The sequence below is a fragment of the Phenylobacterium koreense genome (assembly GCF_040545335.1).
Taxonomy (GTDB): domain Bacteria; phylum Pseudomonadota; class Alphaproteobacteria; order Caulobacterales; family Caulobacteraceae; genus Phenylobacterium; species Phenylobacterium koreense.
Window position 1 is genome coordinate 1 of the sequence record NZ_JBEPLU010000005.1, and the last position, 17990, is coordinate 17990.

Annotated in this window: 14 protein-coding genes; 2 read left to right on the plus strand and 12 right to left on the minus strand. The window is 66.2% G+C overall.

Annotated elements, in window-relative coordinates:
* Positions 1 to 125 precede the first annotated feature (125 nt).
* The 9 genes from ABID41_RS18965 to ABID41_RS19005 form a co-directional block, all read right to left on the minus strand.
* Positions 126 to 335: a hypothetical protein gene (locus tag ABID41_RS18965; RefSeq protein WP_354298523.1), complete on the minus strand. Its 210-nt coding sequence runs from the start codon at positions 333 to 335 to the stop codon at positions 126 to 128.
* A complete protein-coding gene (locus ABID41_RS18970) occupies positions 332 to 643 on the minus strand; it encodes a hypothetical protein (RefSeq protein WP_354298524.1) in 312 nt (103 codons plus the stop codon). The genes ABID41_RS18965 and ABID41_RS18970 overlap by 4 nt, the downstream gene beginning before the upstream one ends.
* A complete protein-coding gene (locus tag ABID41_RS18975; RefSeq protein WP_354298525.1) occupies positions 637 to 1581 on the minus strand; it encodes a peptidylprolyl isomerase in 945 nt (314 codons plus the stop codon). Before ABID41_RS18975 ends, ABID41_RS18970 begins: the two co-directional genes overlap by 7 nt.
* On the minus strand, positions 1578 to 2369 hold the full coding sequence (gene narI, locus ABID41_RS18980; protein ID WP_354298526.1) for a respiratory nitrate reductase subunit gamma: 792 nt from the start codon (positions 2367 to 2369) through the stop codon (positions 1578 to 1580). The genes ABID41_RS18975 and narI overlap by 4 nt, the downstream gene beginning before the upstream one ends.
* Positions 2370 to 2379: 10 nt before the next feature.
* Positions 2380 to 3075 carry a nitrate reductase molybdenum cofactor assembly chaperone gene (gene narJ, locus ABID41_RS18985; RefSeq protein WP_354298527.1) on the minus strand — a complete coding sequence of 232 codons (696 nt, stop codon included), beginning with the start codon at positions 3073 to 3075 and terminating at the stop codon, positions 2380 to 2382.
* Entirely contained in the window at positions 3072 to 4598 is a 1527-nt protein-coding gene (gene narH, locus ABID41_RS18990; protein ID WP_354298528.1) for a nitrate reductase subunit beta, read from the minus strand. The genes narJ and narH overlap by 4 nt, the downstream gene beginning before the upstream one ends.
* A complete protein-coding gene (locus ABID41_RS18995; protein ID WP_354298529.1) occupies positions 4598 to 8335 on the minus strand; it encodes a nitrate reductase subunit alpha in 3738 nt (1245 codons plus the stop codon). The genes narH and ABID41_RS18995 overlap by 1 nt, the downstream gene beginning before the upstream one ends.
* Before the next feature lie 521 nt (positions 8336 to 8856).
* Positions 8857 to 9849 (minus strand): alpha/beta hydrolase, encoded by a 993-nt coding sequence (locus ABID41_RS19000; RefSeq protein ID WP_354298530.1) that lies wholly within the window; start codon positions 9847 to 9849, stop codon positions 8857 to 8859.
* 159 nt (positions 9850 to 10008) lie between these two features.
* A complete protein-coding gene (locus ABID41_RS19005) occupies positions 10009 to 12699 on the minus strand; it encodes a nitrate/nitrite transporter (protein WP_354298531.1) in 2691 nt (896 codons plus the stop codon).
* Between the two features lie 189 nt (positions 12700 to 12888).
* Here ABID41_RS19005 and ABID41_RS19010 point away from each other — a divergent pair, with 189 nt between their 5' ends.
* Entirely contained in the window at positions 12889 to 13206 is a 318-nt protein-coding gene (locus ABID41_RS19010) for a hypothetical protein (protein ID WP_331932255.1), read from the plus strand.
* Here ABID41_RS19010 and ABID41_RS19015 read toward each other — a convergent pair.
* Together ABID41_RS19015 and ABID41_RS19020 are read right to left on the minus strand one after the other, a co-directional pair.
* Entirely contained in the window at positions 13203 to 14315 is a 1113-nt protein-coding gene (locus ABID41_RS19015) for a tellurite resistance/C4-dicarboxylate transporter family protein (protein ID WP_354298585.1), read from the minus strand. The genes ABID41_RS19010 and ABID41_RS19015 overlap by 4 nt on opposite strands.
* Positions 14316 to 14411: 96 nt before the next feature.
* Positions 14412 to 14714, minus strand: a complete 303-nt coding sequence (locus ABID41_RS19020; RefSeq protein WP_354298532.1) for a hypothetical protein — start codon at positions 14712 to 14714, stop codon at positions 14412 to 14414.
* Positions 14715 to 14971: 257 nt separating this feature from the next.
* Between ABID41_RS19020 and ABID41_RS19025 the strand changes: the two genes are divergently transcribed.
* On the plus strand, positions 14972 to 17116 hold the full coding sequence (locus ABID41_RS19025; protein WP_354298586.1) for a copper-transporting P-type ATPase: 2145 nt from the start codon (positions 14972 to 14974) through the stop codon (positions 17114 to 17116).
* 1 nt (position 17117) lies between these two features.
* Here the strand turns inward: ABID41_RS19025 and ABID41_RS19030 are convergent, their stop codons facing one another.
* Positions 17118 to 17990, minus strand: coding sequence for a ribose-phosphate diphosphokinase (locus ABID41_RS19030; protein WP_354298533.1), 873 nt, complete (start codon positions 17988 to 17990; stop codon positions 17118 to 17120).

Here is a 17990-nt window from a genome sequence, read left to right on the forward strand (position 1 = left end):
GAGATCTTGAAGATTGCTCCCGCAAGGGCCGTGGCGTTCGGTCGAAGGCATGGAACCTAATCAACACACCCCAACATGACAAGCCCAAAACACCCATAAATCGCGCACTTTCCAGGCGCCCCGACTCAGATGACCAACCAGATCGTGAGCAGGACCGCCACGATCGTCACGGCCAGCCAGATGAACGGCCAGATGGCGACCGCATTCTTCTTGACCGAGACGGTGGCCAACGGCTCGCTGCCGTGCATGGCCTCGGAATAGTCCTTGTCCACCGATCGCTTGAGATCGGGATTGAGGCCGGGTTGGGCGTCGTTCGACGGATCGGGGGAAGTCACGAGGTCGGCTCCGTCTTGCTGGGCGGCGCGGCGCCCGCCGCGTCGAGCCGCCATTTGACCATGGTCCACAGGCAAATGCGGCCAGCATCCAGTTGATCCCTCAACCTGGACAACAGGTGAGTCCAATCCTCGGGCTGTGCGAAATCGGCGAAATCGGCCACCGCCATGCGGACATAGTCCGCCGCCGACATCGCCTCCGCGGCGGCTTGCGCCGCCACGCGATCGACGAGATCCGACGGCAGCTCGGCCATGTCGAGGGCGGCCGCCGACCGCCGCGACGCGGCCAGGATGTCGCCCAGGGTCAACATCCGCCACCGTCTGCGCAGGCGCCGAAGCCGGCGTCAGCCGGGGTGACGCTCACGCCTTCGATTTGCGCGGCCTCGGCCAGCTCGGCGACGAATTGCGCAGCCCCTATCGTCCAGCCCCGCGCCTCCAGCATGTCGCGAATCTTCGGCTCAACCACCTCGAAGGGAAGCTGACGGCCGGGGATTCGGCGCTCAAGACGCACCACATGCCAGCCGAATCGCGACCGCACCGGCGCTTGCGCAGTATGCCCGTCCGCGAGCGCTTCGATCGCCTCCTGCACCTCCCCTACGAGCTCACCGCGGCGAATCTGGCCGAGCGAACCGCCTTGCGCGCCGGTCGGACAGGCCGAGCGGGTGGCCGCCTCGGCGAAGGCCTGACGGGAATCCCCGATTTCCGCCACCAACGCCCTGGCCTCGGCCTCGGCCTGCGCCCAGGCTGCGGCGTCGTCTCCGGCCGGCTCGATCAGTATGTGCGCAGGCTCGAACAAGGTCGGCGTGACGAACTTCTCCTGCAGGCCCTCGTAGACGCGCCGCAACTCGGAAGGGCTCGGGTCGGCGGGAACGACCGCCTCCTCGAGGATCTGGCGAATGAGGCTTTCATCCTCGGTCTCGTACCGCCCCTCCCCAACGCTCTCGGGCGCCGGTCGCATGCCTCTCCGCCGGGCCTCGGCCAGCAGCAGCCTGCGCACGACCAGGGCGCGTGCCGCCGCCTCCCATGCCGCCTGGGGATCAGGACCAGGATGATTCTGCGTCTCCTGGGCGATGGCCTCGGGCGTAATCTCCTCCCCATGGACTCGCACGATCGGTTGCAGAGGACGGCTGGCCCGCCCGCCGCCGCCACAACCACAGCCGCTCGCTTCCGCGGTCGCCTGGCTTTTCGGCGGCGCGGCCGCTCGCTCGCCCGCCCGTGAAGTCGTGAGGACAAAGCGGGCGTCGGTCATTGGCTTTCTTCCACCCCTGCCCTTTGCACGACGGGACCGCCATAGCTCGGGGCGGCGCCCGCCTCTCCGTGCGAGAGCGAGGCGGGCTGAGGACGACGCACGGCGCCGCGACTGCGCACCAACTGATAGCCAGGCCGCACGAGGTAGAAGATCGGGATGCTCCAGATGTGCACCAGCCGACTGAACGGGGTGATCATGAAGAGCGTCAGCCCCAGGATGATGTGCAGCTTGTAGACCAGGGCCGCATCCACGATCAGGTCCGCGGCGCGCGGATTGAAGGTCAGGAGCCCGTTGGCCCAGCCCATGAACAGCAGCATCTCCTCGCCATTGAGATGCTGCATCGTCCAGTAGGTGGTGGCGATGCCGAGCGTAAGCTGCAGCCAGAGCAGGACCAGCACCGCGATGTCCGTCCAGTGTGAGCTGCGGCGGATGCGCGAATCGAACAGCCGCCTATGAAGCAGCAAGGTCGCGCCGACCCAGGCCATGATCCCCGCAGCGCCACCGACAAGGAGGGCCGCCCGCTGCTTGAAGCCATGCTCGATACCAACGGCGTCGAACACGTTGACCGGCGTCAGCAGGCCGACGAAGTGACCCCCCAGCAGGATGAGGACGCCCATGTGGAAGAGATTGGAGCCCAGCACCATCTGCTTGCGCCGCAGGAACTGGCTCGACTGGGACCGCCAAGTGTACTGGGCCATGTCGAAGCGAAAGATGCTGCCGACGATCAGCACAGTCACGGCGAGATATGGATACCAGCCGAAGGCGAGCTGATTGATGAAGGACTGCATGACATGCTCCTCAGCTAGCCGACGGCGGGCGGTCGGCGGGTCGCTTCCAGGCTCTCAGCTTGGCGACGAACCCGGTGGGCTGCGGTGTCTCGGGCCCGAACCTGACGGGCGCCTCTTCCCAGGCCGCATCGACCGCGGTGAAGTCGTCGGCGCTGGCGTCGGGCTGGCGACGCAGGTCCTCGATGGCGTCCGGATCCACCCGGGCGCCGGAAAGCTCGACGATCGCCTGCAGCACGGCCGCATAGGGAGTCCGCCGCTTGGCCAGGCGCTCGAACAGGGCCTGGAAGACATGGGACGGTTGGGCCAGTAACCGCCGCGCCTCGCGCGCCGGCAAGAGCGAGGCGAACTCCAGGAACGCCGGCAGGTAGTCCGGCAACTCGTCGGGGGTCATGTAGAAGCCCTGAGCGAGATAGGTCTCGCGCAGGTCGATCATGGCCTGGCCGCGTTCGCGACTTTCGCCATGCACATGTTCGAAAAGATGCAGCGACAGCGAGCGCGTACGATCGAACAGGTCGGTGTAGCGCCCCTGGAGATCGAGCAGTTCATCGCGGGCGAACTCCTCGAACAGCGGGTCCAGCGCCGATCGCGTCCTGGGCTTGAGGTCGTGTTCGCTGGCGATCGCCGCGCGCAACGACTGAGCGTCGGCCTTCAGCTCCTCGGTCGGATAGGACAACAGGAGCGATAGCGCCTTGAGGGTGCGGCTCATGTGGGGATGTCCATGTACTTCTTGCGCGGTGTGTGACCTGGCCGGCCGAAGAGGTCGGCCTTGGTGGTGCCGTTGGAACCTTCCCGGAAGGCGAAGCCGGCCGCGCCACGCAGCCAGTAGGCGTCCTCCGTGTCCTCACGGTGCGTGGTCGGGATCACGTAGCGGTCTTCGTAGGCCGCCAAGCCCATGTATCGATACATTTCCTCGATGACCGCGCCCGACAGGCCCACACGCTGCGCGATAGCTTCATTGACTACCCCGTCGACCGTCTTGGACCGCATGTAGGCCCGCATCGCGAGCATCCGCTCCAGAGCCTGGGCGACCGGCTCTTCAGCGCCGGCCGTAAGGAGATTGGCCAGATACCGCAGGGGAATCCGGAGCGAGCGGACGTCCGGCATGCCGTCGTTGACGGTCATCTTGCCGACCTCGGCCGCCGACTGGATCGGCGACAGCGGCGGCACGTACCAGACCATCGGCAAGGTCCGGTATTCGGGATGCAGCGGGAAGGCCACCTTCCATTCGCAGGCCATCTTCCAGATCGGCGAGCGGGTGGCCGCCTCGATCCAGGTCTCCGGCACCCCGTCGCGGCGGGCCCGCTCCTGAACGGCGACGTCGTTCGGGTCGAGGAAAACCGACAACTGCGCGTCGTAGAGGTCCTTGGGGTCCTCGACGCTGGCGGCCTCCTTGATGCGGTCAGCGTCATAGAGAATGACGCCGAGGTAGCGGATGCGCCCGACGCAGGTCTCCGAGCAGACCGTCGGCTGACCGGCCTCGATGCGGGGAAAGCAGAAGATGCACTTCTCCGACTTCCCGGTGGACCAGTTGTAATAGACCTTCTTGTAGGGGCAGCCGGAGACGCACATGCGCCAGCCGCGGCAGCGCTCCTGGTCGATCAGGACGATGCCGTCCTCAGCCCGCTTGTAGATCGCCCCCGAGGGACAGGCCGCCAGGCACGCCGGGTTCAGGCAGTGCTCGCAGAGCCGCGGCAGGTACATCAGGAAGGTGTTCTCGAACTGGCCGTAGATCTCCTTCTGGACGCCCTCGAAGTTGTAGTCCTGAGAGCGCTTGGAGAACTCGCCGCCGAGATCGTCCTCCCAGTTGCCGCTCCACTCGACCTTCTTCATCGGCTCGCCCGTGATCAGCGAGCGCGGCTTGGCCGTGGGTTGCGCCTGGAGCTCCGGCGCCTTTTCGAGCCATTCGTATTCGAAGGTATAGGGCTCATAGAAGTCGTCGATCTCGGGAAGATCGGGATTGGCGAAGATCTTCGACAGGATCCGCCACTTGGCGCCCATGCGCGGCTCGATGCGGCCGTTGGGTTTGCGGACCCACCCGCCTTTCCAGCGCCTCTGGTTCTCCCAGTCCTTGGGATAGCCGATGCCGGGTTTGCTCTCGACGTTGTTGAACCAGACGTATTCGACCCCCTCGCGGTTGGTCCAAACGTTCTTGCAGGTGATGGAGCAGGTGTGACACCCGATGCACTTGTCGAGATTCAGCACCATGCAGACTTGAGCGCGGACCTTCATCAGACGCGGGCCTCCTGCTCGACCTGGGCTGCAGCTTTGTCGAACCAGTTGAGCTGGCTCATCTTGCGAACGATGATGAACTCGTCGCGATTAGCCCCCACGGTGCCATAGTAGTTGAAGCCGTAGGCCAGGTGGACGTAGCCGCCGATCATGTGCGTCGGCTTCATATTGATGCGGGTGACGGAGTTATGGATTCCGCCCCGCTGGCCGGTGATCTCCGAGCCGATGGTGCCCACCAGCTTCTCCTGGGCGTGGTACATGATGGCCAGCCCCTCGGGCACGCGCTGGGAGACGATCGCGCGGGCGGTCAATGCGCCATTGACATTGAAGGCCTCGATCCAGTCGTTGTCGGAGAGCCCGGCCTTTTCGGCGTCCACCTCGCTGATCCAGATGCTGGGGCCGCCGCGGCTCAGCGACAGCATGATCAGGTTTTCGCAATAGGTGGAGTGGATGCCCCACTTCTGGTGAGGCGTAACGAGGTTCAGCACGATCTCGGCGTTGCCGTTGGGCAGTTTGCCGACGACGGACTGATAGGAACGGGTGTCGATGGGCGGCCGCCAGGTGCAGAGCTCCTCGCCGAAGGCCCGCATCCACGGATGGTCCTGATAGAGCTGTTGGCGCCCGCTGAGCGTCCGCCACGGGATCAACTCATGCACGTTGGTCCAGCCGGCGTTGTAGCAAACCTCCTCGGACTCGATCCCCGACCAGGTCGGTGAGGAGATGATCTTGCGCGGCTGGGAAGCCACGTCGCGAAAGCGGATCTTCTCGTCTTCCTTGCCTTCCGCGAGATGAGCGTGCTCACGGCCCGTGAATTCCGAGAGCGCGGCCCAGGCCCGCATCGCGACCTCGCCATTGGTTTCCGGCGCGAGCATCAGGACGGTTTCGCAGGCGTCGATGTCGGTCAGCACGCGCGGCCGGCCCTTGGTCGGACCCTGCAGCGCCGTACCATTGAGGGCCGCCAGGTGTTTGACTTCCTCCTCGGTGTTCCAGACCAGCCCCTTGCTTCCGTTGCCCTTGGCTTCCAGCAAAGGACCAATGGCGGTGAACCGCGCATAGGTGTTCGGGTAGTCTCGCTCGACCAGGCTCACCTTCGGCATGGTGAGGCCCGGGACGGGTTCGCACTCGCCCTTGCCCCAGTCCTTCACATCGTAGGGCTGAGCCAACTCCTCCGCCGCATCGTGCTGGATCGGGGTGAGCATCAGGTCGTGCTCCACCCCCAGCACCTCGGAGCACACCTCTGAGAACGTCTTGGCGATACCGCGGAAGATCTCCCAGTCCGTCTTGGAGTCCCACAGGGGATCCACCGCCGCCGTCAGCGGATGGATGAACGGGTGCATGTCGGAGGTGTTGAGATCGTGCTTCTCGTACCAGGTCGAGGAGGCCAGCACGATGTCGGCATAGAGCGCCGTGGTGGAGAGCCGGAAGTCGATGCTGACCATCAGGTCGAGCTTTCCGATGGGCGCTTCGTCGCGCCAGACCACCTCTTCGGGCCTGGCGCCGCCGGTCTTGGCGAGATCTTCGCCGATCACGCCGTGCAGAGATCCGACGAGGTGCTTGAGAAAATACTCATGCCCCTTTCCGCTCGCGCCCAGGACGTTGGATCGCCAGAAGAACATATTGCGCGGCCAGTTCACCGGGTTGTCTGGATCATGGCAGCTCATCTTCAGGGCGCCCGACTTCAGGCCCGCCGCCGTCCACTCGCCGGGATCCTGGCCGCTGGCTTTCAGTTCCCGTCCGAGGTCGAGCGTGTTGGCCTCCAGGGCCGGCGTCGAAGGAAGCCAGCCCATGCGTTCGGCCCGGATGTTCCAGTCAATGGCGCTTTCCGGCCATGCCGCGTCCTGCGCAGTGGGCGAGAGCATGTCGGTCATGCGCAGGCTGTCGTATCGCCACTGATCCGTATGGGCGTACCAGAAGGAGGTCGCGTTCTGCTGGCGGACGGGCCGAATCCAGTCGAGTGCGAAGGCCAGCGGCGCCCATCCGGTCTGAGGCCTCAGCTTCTCCTGGCCGACATAGTGCGCCCAGCCGCCGCCGGACTGACCCACGCAGCCGCAGAGCACCAGCATGTTGATGATGCCGCGGTAGGTCATGTCCATGTGGTACCAGTGGTTGATCCCGGCTCCGACGATGACCATCGACCGGCCCTTGGTCTTTTCGGCATTCTCGGCGAACTGGCGAGCCACTGAAATGATGGCCTCACGGGGCGTACCAGTGACCCGCTCGGCCCAGGCGGGCGTGAAGGGCGCGTCGTCATCGTAGCTTTGCGCGACGTTCTGGCCGCCGAAGCCGCGGTCGAGCCCATAGTTGGCGCAGAAGAGGTCGAATACCGTGGCCACCAGCGCCTCGCCGTCCTTCAACGCCATGCGGCGCGCAGGCACGTTGCGGGTCAGAACGTCCGGATGGTCGGTCGCCACAAAGGTCGCGGGCGCATCGCCCCCAAAGTAGGGGAAATCGACTGGCGCGATCTCGTCATGCGCGTCGGCGAGCGTCAGCCGCAGTCGGATGTCTCGCCCTTGCCCATCCTTCTGTTCGAGGTTCCATTTGCCCTTGTCGCCCCATCGGTGTCCCGCCGAGCCTTGCGGACAGACCGGCTGGCCCGTGCCCTCGTCGAGACCGACCGTCTTCCAGTCCGGCTTGTTCGCCTCCCCCAACGCGTCGGGGAAGTCGGCGGCGCGCAGCATGCGATCGGCGACGTAGCGGCCGTCCTTCGGGATGAGTCGCACCAGCAGCGGCAGGTCCGAGTACCTGCGGACATAGTCGTCGAAGTAGGGAACTGTCCTGCCAAGGAAGAACTCGCGCAGGATGACGTGACCCATCGCCAGCGCGAGGGCGGCATCCGTGCCCTGCTTGGGGTGCAGCCAAAGGTCCGAAAACTTGGCGGCTTCGTTGAAGTCCGGCGCCACGACGACGCTGCGGGCTCCCCGGTAGCGCACCTCGGTATAGAAGTGGGCGTCCGGCGAGCGGGTCATGGGGATGTTCGAGCCCCAGACAATCAGAAACCCCGCATTGTACCAGTCGGCCGATTCCGGCACGTCGGTCTGCTCGCCCCAGGTCTGAGGCGAAGACGGCGGCAGGTCGCAGTACCAGTCGTAAAAGCTGAGGGGCACGCCGCCGATCAGCGAAAGATATCGGCTGCCGGCGGCGTAGGAGATCATCGACATCGCCGGGATTGGCGAGAAGCCGGTCACCCGGTCGGGCCCGTACTTCTTGATCGTATAGGCGTTGGCGGCCGCGATGATCTCGTTGGCCTCGTCCCAACCAACCCGCACAAACCCGCCACGACCACGGCGGCTGACCCAGTCCTTGCGCTTCTCCGGTGCCTCGACGATCGAGCGCCAGGCCGCGACGGGAGACCGGCTCTTGCGCGCTTCGCGCCAGTGGCGCAGCAGGCGTCCACGGACCAGCGGGTATTTCAGCCGCGCGCCAGAATAGAGGTACCAACTGTAGCTGGCGCCGCGCGGGCAGCCGCGCGGCTCGTGATTGGGCAGGTCCGGACGCGTGCGGGGATAGTCGGTCTGCTGGGTTTCCCAGGCGACGATCCCGCCCTTGACGTAGATCTTCCAGGAGCACGAGCCGGTGCAGTTCACACCGTGTGTCGAGCGCACGATTTTGTCGGCCGCCCAACGTTTGCGATAGGCGTCCTCCCAGCCGCGGTCCTCCCGAGTGGTCATGCCGTGGCCGTCAGCAAAGGGCTCACGCTCGCGGGCGAAGTAGGTCAGGCGGTCCAGGAGGTGGCTCATGGGCGTCCTTGCAGAGCTGGTCGGGTTCGGAAACCGGCTATGGCCGAGGCGAAGCTGTTCACTGCGGCGGCGGCCTGGGACAGATCACCGGAGCCAAGGTCAAACTGATCGGCGATCGCAAGGCCGGCGATGCAGAAGATGGTCCAGGCCGCAAAGCACAGCGCAAACGCCGGGGCGCTCATCCAAAGTGCGCGACTAGCACGCGGCGCATTGGCGCCCAACGCTTCACTCACGGCATCCCCCGTCCTTGGGCGCACGTCTAGAATTTCACAACGACGGAGTCGTAGACTTGTTCCGGCTTACTAATGGAATCCCTTGGCAGGAGCGGCTGCATACGTTGCGCGACCGCCGCGGGCAGGCTTAATGCTCCATAAACCATGCATCTGCTTTGCGTGGCCTTCGCCTACGCGCAAAGCCTCATCGCGCGCGTCTGGGCGATGCCGTTCGACCGCCGAGACCGCCCGGGGTGCGGAGCCTCTAGTGTAGAGCTTCCGGCGCAGACGCAGCGCCGAACGCGTCCTTCAGTCGGCGGCCCCGTTCGAGACGGCGGCTCCTGCAGCAATCTTTCCGCCCGGCTCCTGCAGCATCAGTTGCAGCAAGGCATCGGTGACCCGCGGCTCCAGCCCTTCGGTGTGCCCTTTTCCAATACGCACGACGTCGGCGATCACCCGACCGTCCCGAGCGTTCGGATAGCGCCAGACCTCCGCCTGCCCAGGCCCAGCCTTCAGGCCCCACACCGGGTAGGTGCAGCGTCCGAAGTCCCAGATCTGGCCTGGCTGGTCATCGACGATGTCCGGCTGCCGGACACGCGGGCCTGCGCCGTACTTCTCGGCCCAGGGCGAGGTCTCCGGAAGGGCCACGATCTCGCGTTCTCCGGTGGTGTAGATGAAGGAGAAGTCGCCGACGGGCAGTTCGGGAGGCGGCATCGACGGGCGCGGCTCCGGCGGCGATCCGTCCGCCTTGGGCGGGCCAAATCGCGGTGTCCATTCGGCCCGGCCGAGCCGGCCTCCCGACAGGCTGATGAAGCCGTCCACACGGTCGGCGAAGAACGGCGTCTGCAGAAGCCGCGCCGAGGTCATGCCGCCCTGGCTATGCCCGGCCAGCCAGAAGGCCCGGATCGACTCCGGCCCAAGTTCGGCCACCACCAGGTTCACGATGTTCTGCAGGTGCTCGTCGTCTTCCTCGGAAATCCACACTCGCACCGGAGGCCCGCCAGGCGCGAACGGGCGCTGGACGGCTGCGGTCGGCGTTGCGATCACCAGCCGGTGGCTCTGCTTGAAGTCCACCAGCGGGAAGTAGTGTCGCTGCCAGTTCCCGAGCGATCCGCCGCCATGCAGGTTCAGAACGAAGGTGACTGGCTCTCCTGGCTGCAGGTCGCAGGGGAAATCGAGGAAGAACTTCCGCCCGGTCGCCGGATCCACGGCGTCGCCGCGGAAGGTGAGGCTCCCCGTCTCGACAAGCGCCTCGCCCTTAGCTCGGGCGGCTCCTTCCACGGTGCGCTCCAGTCCCAGCATCTGACGCTCTCCCTGAATCAGGCGTCTCAGCGCCTGAAATTCCGCAGCCGACAGTAAACCCCGCTGTCTGAGCTTCGTGAAGTCAGTCAGGCCGCAGCTAGACTTTGACGGAGCGTCTGCGAGACGACCTGGGGGATCGCCACGAGGTCGCCCCCGTCGCTACCGCGCGCGCGCAGCGCTCTGGCGCTCGACGGCGTATAGCAGGCCGCCTCTCCGGACATAGACCGCGAAGGTCAGGCCCGTGCAGCTCAGATAGAACAGCATGAAGCCCCACAGGGCGAGGTTCGCCGAACCGGTCGCGGCGATCGAAGCGCCATAGGCTTTGGGAATGAAGAAGGCCCCGAAAGCGGCGATGGCGGAGGTGAAGCCGATGACCGCGGCGGCCTCCCGGTCGGCGCGGGCCGCGTCGCCCGCGCGGCCCACCGTCTCGCGCCAGATGGCCGGGATCATCTGGAAGGTGGAGGCGTTGCCGACTCCACTGAAGAAGAACAGCAGCATGACCGTGGCGAAGAAGCCCCAGAAGCTGCCCGCGTCCAGGAACCAGATCATGCCGCCCGCCGAAGCGGTCATGGCGACGAAGACCAGCAGGCTGATGCGCGCGCCGCCGAAACGGTCGGCGAGCCAGCCCGTGCCCGCCCTCGACAGGGCGCCGATCAGAGGGCCCAGGAAGACGTACTTGAGCGAATCGACCTCCGGGAAGGCCAGACGCGCAAGCAAGGGAAAGCCGGCCGAGAAGCCGATGAACGATCCGAAAGTGCCCAGGTAGAGCCAGCACATCAACCAGGTGTGCAGTCGCTCGAAGACGGCGGCCTGGTCGGCGAAGGACGCCTTGGCGCCAGCCAGATCATCCATGCCGAACCAGGCAAGCGCCACGCCCAGGAGAATGAAGGGGACCCACAGGAAGCCGGCGTTCTGCATCCAGAGCTGTCCTCCGTCGCTCATGGACTGCGGCCCGCCGCCGAGGACGCCGAAGATGGCGATCGTGACCGCGAGAGGCACGACGAACTGCATCAGGCTCACGCCCAGATTGCCCAGGCCGGCGTTGATGGCGAGCGCAGCCCCCTTTTCCGCCTTGGGGAAGAAGAAGCTGATATTGGCCATGGAAGAGGCGAAATTGCCGCCCCCGAGCCCACACAAGAGGGCCAGGACGACGAAGATCAGATAGGGCGTGTCGGGGGCCTGCACGGCGTAGCCGATGCCGAAGGCCGGAACCAGAAGGGAGGCCGTGGAGATCGCGGTCCACAGACGTCCGCCGAACAGCGGCACGACGAAGGAATAGAAGATTCTGAGCGTTGCGCCGGAAAGCCCAGGCAGGGCCGCCAGCCAGAACAGCTCATCTGGGGTGAAGTTGAAGCCGACTGCGGGAAGCTTGGCGACGACCACGCTCCAGACCATCCAGACGGCGAAGGCCAGCAGCAGGCAGTAGGTCGATATCCACAGGTTGCGCCGCGCGATCGGCCGGCCGGCGGTCTCCCAGAAGGCAGGATCCTCGGGCCGCCAGTCGGCGATCGGGCCCCGCTGGATGGTCTTCCCGAGCGCGCCCGCACCGGCCTCGCGCGCCACGCGGGCGGCGTGCACCGACGCCATCTCCGGCAGTTCCGGCAGTTCGCCGCGGTCGACGCCCGGCTGCAGCTCCATCCGCCGGATCGCGAAGTGCATCCAGACCAGGGCGGTGAGGCTCAGAAGGAGCAGTAGGAAGAAGCAACTGGTCCAGACGCCGGTGAGGTCGTTGAGTACGCCGAACACCAGGGGCAGGACGAAGCCGCCGAGCCCGCCCACCATGCTGACGACGCCTGCCACCGAGCCGACGTTCTCGGGATAGTAGGTCGGAATGTGCTTGAGCACCGCGGCCATGCCGAGGCTCATGAAGAAGCCGAGGGCCAGCAGGGTCACCACGAACGGCGCGAGGCTCATGGAGGTGGAGAAGGCGATCGGCCCGCGGACGCCGTGGATCACATAGTCGGTCGGCGGATAGGACAGCATGAAGGCCAGGAGCGCCGATGCGCCGAACGTCCAGTATAGGACGGCGCGGGCGCCATAGCGGTCGGACAGCCGGCCCCCATAGATCCGGAAGAGGCTGGCCGGGATTGCGTAGCCTGCCGTCAGCAGGCCGGCCAGCTTCACGTCGAGGCCGTAGACGCCTACGAAGTACCGGGGCAGCCACAGGCTCAATCCGACGAAGGCCCCGAAGAGGACGAAGTAATAGAGCGAAAACCTCCAGACCTGAAGATTCCTCAAGGGCCGCAACTGTTCGGCCAGCGTCGGCATGACGGCTTCCCGCCCTCGTCCCGGTTCGTCCCGGGCCGCGAAGATGAAGACCAGCGCGACAACGATCAGACCGGCCGCCCAGAGCTGGGCGGCGACGCGCCAACCGGCCTCCAGCATGGCGACGGGCGCCAGGAACTCCGTGATCACGGCGCCGGCCGTGCCGACGCTGAAGACTCCGAAGGCCGTGCCCTGGCGATCGGACGGGACGAATTTCGAGACGTAGCTGATCCCCACCGCGAAGGAGCCGCCCGCCAGGCCGACCCCCAGGGCCGCCAGCAGCAGACGCAGATAGGAGTCGGCGAAGGACATCAGGAAGGTCGCCACGGCGGCGATCAGCATCACGATCAGGAACATGCGTCGGCCGCCGAAACGATCCGACAGGATCCCCAGCACGGCCCGGCTGAGGGCGCCGGTGAGCACCGGAGTTGCGACCAGCAGAGCAAACTGGGTCTCGGTGAGGCCGAACTCCGCCTTGACGCCCAGGCCGAGGATCGAAAAGAGGGTCCAGACGGCGAAGCACGCCGCGAAGGCGATGGTGCTGACCCAAAGCGCCCGCGCACCGCTTGGAGTGGGTTCGGTCACGCCAGTGTCCATGCCACAATCCCATCCGATCGGGGGGATTCAGAACTACCGCTCCTTGCATTCAAGTCAATACAGTCGTCATCGGTTGCAAGCCGTGCATTCGGATGCGCTGATGCGGCGCGCGGGAGGCGCTGAGAACGAGACATGGCGCATCGCCCGCCCGAGTCGTCTTGGTCCAAAGCCCTAAGGATGGCGTTCGGCCCGCAGATCCGCGCCTGGAGGGGCGAGGCGCCTCTAGGCCCAGTGTTCTGGGGCCAGGCCGTCCTGCCGAGCCTGGTCCTGGTCCTGATCTATGTGGACGCGCTCTATCGACGCGATCCGGTGGTCGAGCAGGTGGCGCTGAGCCTTTTCCAACTGCATTCGGGGTGGGCGCTGGTCTCGATCTGGCGCTGCGCCGACAATGCGACGCCGCCCTGGGACACGATCGCGCGCCTGGTGACGATCGCCTGGGCCGTCAACGCCGTGCTGGTGGCGGGCTTTCTGCAGCTCGATCTGCTGAGGCGCTAGGTACCGGGACGCAAGGCCGGCGCGCGAACGGCGCCGCGCAGACCGGTCCACATGGCGCGCGCAAGCCCGATCGCCGTCGCGACCCACGCAGCGAGCGCGATCCAGACCATCGTCTCGGCGATGGCGCGCAGAGGCCCGAACTCCGCCGCCAGCGACAGCCGCAGGCTGGCCAGGGCGTACATGCCCAGGGGGAAGACCAGGCTCCAGAGCATGGGCGTGTAGCGCAAGGGAACGCGGCGGACGCCGTGCTTCCACAGGCCGAACAGGACCAGCAACGGAATCCACCAGGTAGCCCAGGCCCACATGATTAGGGTGACCCCGTCAATGAACGGACGCATCGACATCAGGAACGGCACCCCGCTCTCCTCCAGGATCAAGGTCGAGCCCGCGTTTGCGCTGATGGCGGCCGCACCCATCACCACCCAGAGCAGCGGCGTGATATCCTCGGGTCCGACGTCGAAGAAGAATATCCGATAGGCAAAGAGCGTGATGAATATGCCGTAGAGGGCCAGGCCGACGCCCCAGAGCATGTGGATCAGCACGAACAGCGCCGGCGCCAGCTCCCGCTGATGCGGGGCGATCATGGCGCCGAGGATCACCAGCGACTCGGTGCCCACAATGGCGATGAGCCAGCCGCCGTGCACCACGTTGGCGTTGTGGGCGGAGTTGAGGAAGGTCAGCACTGCGAAGCTGAAATAGATCAGGGCGAACCAGACCGCGAAAGCGAAGAGCCACAGGCCCAGCGCCACGTCCATCAGGCCTCTCAGGTTCATCCCCAAGCCCAGCACGTCGCTCGCGGCCACCAGCGTGAAGAAGGAGAAGACCAGCCTGGGATTGGTCAAATCCGCCCAGAGCGCGCCGGAAGCGCGGACCGCCCGCAGGCCGGTGAGCAGCAGGAGCCAGGGAAAGACGACGAGGTTCAGCCCGAACAGGAGATCCGACAGGTAGCGATGGCCCTCAAGATAGAGGGTGTTTGAGATGATCCCCGAGGCCATCACCAGGGCGAAATAACCGGGGAAGAGCTTGGTCACCTCCCCATCCAGCCAGATCGCAAGCCGCCGGCCGCCTTCGAGAGGCCCGGCCTTCTCCTTGACCTTCGAGACCAGCATCGTCGACACGCCCGATCCAGCCCCCCCGACAGGGGCGACCTGAGCCTAGCGAAGGCGCACCAGACTTGCCAAGGCCATCAACCGAGCGGGTGAGCTCTACTTCACCCTTGGCGCTTTGGTCTGCTGCAGTTTGGCCGCGCACACCTTGTGCATCCGCTCCATTTCGGCGGCTGTCAGCGGCTTTCCGTTCGGCCAGGTCATGGCGCCGGTCTTTTCACGGCCATGGTCATGAACCGCCTTGCCGTCCATCTGGCGCCCCATCACCGCCCGGCACGTTTCATGGGTGGGCGCCGGAGCTTCCGCAGCCGCCGCGGGTTGGTGCGTAGCATGATCCTCTTGGGCATAGGCTGGACTGGTGAGCAGGGCCGCAGCCGCGACGACGAACATCAAGGGACGCATCGGGGGTTCTCCTCTTGCTAAGTGATCCGACCCGCTAACGCCCCATTATACCTTGAGATCGGTCAAAGCCGGCCGCCTGGTTGAGGGCCTCTTGCGGGCGTGCGTTAGTAACAGGGAGAAGCGTCGTCGCCCCCGAGGAGCTTTCCGTGCCGCGTGATCCCACAGCCCCCGAGCCGCACCGCCACGGAGACGCCGGGGCGGCCACCTCTGACGGCGCATCGTCGGCGCACGCGCATCACCGCCACCGCGCGCCGAACATGGTCCATACGCCAGCGCGCGGCGCGCCGGCCGGCACGATCTACACCTGTCCGATGCATCCCCAGATCAGGCAGCTCGGCCCCGGCGCCTGTCCGATCTGCGGGATGACGCTCGAGCCGGAGGTCGTAAGCGCCGACAGCGGTCCGAACCCCGAACTCCAGGACATGACGCGCCGGTTCTGGATCGGGCTCGCGCTGGCCCTGCCGGTGTTCGCCCTGGAAATGGGCGGGCATTTCGCCGGCCTCATGATGCTCATGGACGGCCGGACGTCTGCCTGGATTCAGTTCGCGCTGGCGACGCCGGTGGTGCTGTGGTCGGGCTGGCCGTTCTTCGATCGCGGCGCCCGCTCGCTGGCGAATCGAAACCTCAACATGTTCACGCTGATCGCCATGGGCGTAGGCGTGGCCTGGCTCTACAGCGTCGTTGCGACGGTCGCGCCGCAGATCTTCCCGGCAGCGTTCCGGGAAGCGGACGGGTCCGTCGCGGTCTATTTCGAGGCGGCCGCGGTCATCACCGTGCTGGTCTTGCTCGGACAGGTCCTGGAGTTGAGGGCGCGCGAACAGACGTCCGGCGCGATCAAGGCGCTTCTGGATCTCGCGCCCAAGACCGCTCGGCGGGTCCGTGAGGACGGCTCGGATGAGGAGGTGACCCTGGACCGGATCGCGGTGGGTGATCGCCTGCGGGTCCGTCCGGGCGAGAAGGTCCCCGTTGACGGCGAACTTCTCGATGGCCGCGTCTCCATCGACGAGTCCATGGTCACGGGCGAGTCCATGCCGGTCACCAAGGAGCCAGGCGCCAAGGTCGTCGGAGGCTCCATCAACAAGACCGGTTCCTTCATCATGCGCGCCGAGAAGGTCGGCGCCGACACCCTGCTCTCTCAAATCGTGCAGATGGTCGCCCAGGCCCAGCGCAGCCGGGCGCCCATCCAGCGCATGGCCGACCAGGTGTCGGGCTGGTTCGTGCCCGCGGTCATCCTTGTGGCCCTCATCGCCTTTGCCGCCTGGTCCGTGTGGGGCCCTGATCCCCGCTACGCCTTCGGCCTGGTCGCGGCCGTCTCGGTGCTGATCATCGCCTGCCCCTGTGCGCTGGGCCTCGCCACGCCGATCTCCATCATGGTCGGAGTGGGCCGCGGGGCGCAGGCCGGCGTCTTGATCAAGAATGCAGAGGCGCTCGAGCGCTTCGAGAAGATCGACACCCTGGTGGTCGACAAGACCGGCACCCTGACCGAGGGCCGCCCCGCGGTCACCGCCATCCGGCCAGCGACCGGTCGCGACGAGACCGAGGTGCTGCGACTGGCGGCGAGCCTCGAGCGGGGCAGCGAGCATCCCCTCGCCGACGCCATCGTTCGCGCGGCCACCGACAGGCAGCTCACCCTGTCGCAGCCATCCGGATTCGACTCGCCGGTCGGCAAAGGCGTCCTGGGCGTCGTCGACAACCAGCGGCTCGTACTTGGTTCGGGCAAGTTCCTGAAGGAGCAAGGCATCGACACCGCGGCGCTCGAATCCGAGGCGGACGCCCTGCGGGCCGACGGCGCGACCGCCATCTTCATGGCTTTGGATGGCCAGGCGGCGGCGATCTTCGCCATCGCCGACCCGATCAAGCCGACGACGTTGCAGGCGGTTCAGGCGCTCAAGGCCGAGGGCGTGCGGCTGGTCATGATGACCGGCGACAATCGGACCACCGCGATGGCCGTCGCCGGCAAGCTTGGAATCGATGAAGTCGAAGCCGAGGTGTTGCCGCAGGACAAGGCCACGGTCGTCGAGAAATTCCACCGGGAGGGCCGTAAGGTCGCCATGGCGGGCGACGGGGTGAATGACGCGCCGGCCCTGGCGGCTGCTGAAGTCGGCATAGCGATGGGCGCTGGGGCCGATGTCGCGATCGAGAGCGCGGGCGTGACCCTGCTCAAGGGCGACCTGCAGGGCATCGTCAAGGCACGCAACCTGTCGCGAGCCGTGATGCGGAATATCCGCGAGAACCTCTTCTTTGCATTCGCCTACAACGTCGCGGGCGTTCCGATCGCAGCAGGCGTGCTCTATCCCATCTTCGGATGGCTGCTCTCCCCAGCCATCGCTGCCGGGGCCATGGCGCTCTCCAGCGTCAGCGTGGTCGGGAACTCGCTACGCCTGAGGCGTGTGCGCCTTTGATCTAATACGCCAACGCCGCGGCGATCAGGGGAGCAAGCCGGAGAGCATTCGACGGGTGCGGTACGGAATCTGTCGAGATCACCCGGCTGGCGACCGCCGTCACTTGCTCAAAGGCGTCCCCGCCGAAGATGGCGTGAACGACGGCGCAATCTGGCGCCGGGAACCCCTCGGCGATGAGCCGTCGGGCCGCGGTGGCGAGGGTACGTCCGGACGAAGCGATGTCGTCGATCAGCACGGGACGCCGGCCATGATAAGAGCGCAGGTCCGGTAAGGTCATCTGGACATCGCTGTCGCCAATCCGCTCCTTCCGCAACACCACGTGCGGGGCGCCGGCCTCCGCAGCCACGCTCGCCGCCCATTGCTCGCTCTCGGCGTCAGGGCCGATCACGAGAGGGTCGACGATACAGTCCCGAATCCACCTGCCGAGCAGCGGTGCGGCGTGCAGCACGACGGTCTCGATCGGATAGAGCTCACCCAGGCTTGCGAACCGATGCAGGTGCGGATCCACGGTGATCAGCCGGTCGAAACTGCCCGAGACCAGACGCGCGAAAGAGGTCGAGCTGACGGCCTCACCCGGTTGGAACCGCTTATCCTGGCGCATGTAGCCGAGATAGGGCGCAATGAGGTTCACCTCTCGCGCGCCGAATTCGCGCGCCGCATCCGCCGCGAAAATCAGGCTCAGAAAGACGTCGTCGATACGCGCCAGGCTGCAGACCAGATCCACGACGCCACCGCCCGGATCGTCCTTGAGGCGAACATAATGCTCGCCGTCGGGAAAGCGCCGCGTCTCCAGGCTGCCCAATCGCCAGCCGCCCGCCTGAGCCAGTTCGGCTGCGAAGACCTCGTTGCCAGGCAGGGGCAGGACCAGTCGCAT

What these genes read in the sequence shown, in the direction of transcription:
- ABID41_RS18970 (WP_354298524.1), bottom strand. Translation starts at nt 643, where the DNA reads ATGTTGACCCTGGGCGACATCCTGGCCGCGTCGCGGCGGTCGGCGGCC.
- narI (WP_354298526.1), bottom strand. Translation starts at nt 2,369, where the DNA reads ATGCAGTCCTTCATCAATCAGCTCGCCTTCGGCTGGTATCCATATCTC.
- ABID41_RS19000 (WP_354298530.1), bottom strand. Translation starts at nt 9,849, where the DNA reads ATGCTGGGACTGGAGCGCACCGTGGAAGGAGCCGCCCGAGCTAAGGGC.
- ABID41_RS19025 (WP_354298586.1), top strand. Translation starts at nt 14,972, where the DNA reads ATGGTCCATACGCCAGCGCGCGGCGCGCCGGCCGGCACGATCTACACC.
- narJ (WP_354298527.1), bottom strand. Translation starts at nt 3,075, where the DNA reads ATGAGCCGCACCCTCAAGGCGCTATCGCTCCTGTTGTCCTATCCGACC.
- ABID41_RS18975 (WP_354298525.1), bottom strand. Translation starts at nt 1,581, where the DNA reads ATGACCGACGCCCGCTTTGTCCTCACGACTTCACGGGCGGGCGAGCGA.
- ABID41_RS19015 (WP_354298585.1), bottom strand. Translation starts at nt 14,315, where the DNA reads ATGCTGGTCTCGAAGGTCAAGGAGAAGGCCGGGCCTCTCGAAGGCGGC.
- ABID41_RS19030 (WP_354298533.1), bottom strand. Translation starts at nt 17,990, where the DNA reads ATGCGACTGGTCCTGCCCCTGCCTGGCAACGAGGTCTTCGCAGCCGAA.
- ABID41_RS18995 (WP_354298529.1), bottom strand. Translation starts at nt 8,335, where the DNA reads ATGAGCCACCTCCTGGACCGCCTGACCTACTTCGCCCGCGAGCGTGAG.
- ABID41_RS19010 (WP_331932255.1), top strand. Translation starts at nt 12,889, where the DNA reads ATGGCGTTCGGCCCGCAGATCCGCGCCTGGAGGGGCGAGGCGCCTCTA.
- narH (WP_354298528.1), bottom strand. Translation starts at nt 4,598, where the DNA reads ATGAAGGTCCGCGCTCAAGTCTGCATGGTGCTGAATCTCGACAAGTGC.
- ABID41_RS19020 (WP_354298532.1), bottom strand. Translation starts at nt 14,714, where the DNA reads ATGCGTCCCTTGATGTTCGTCGTCGCGGCTGCGGCCCTGCTCACCAGT.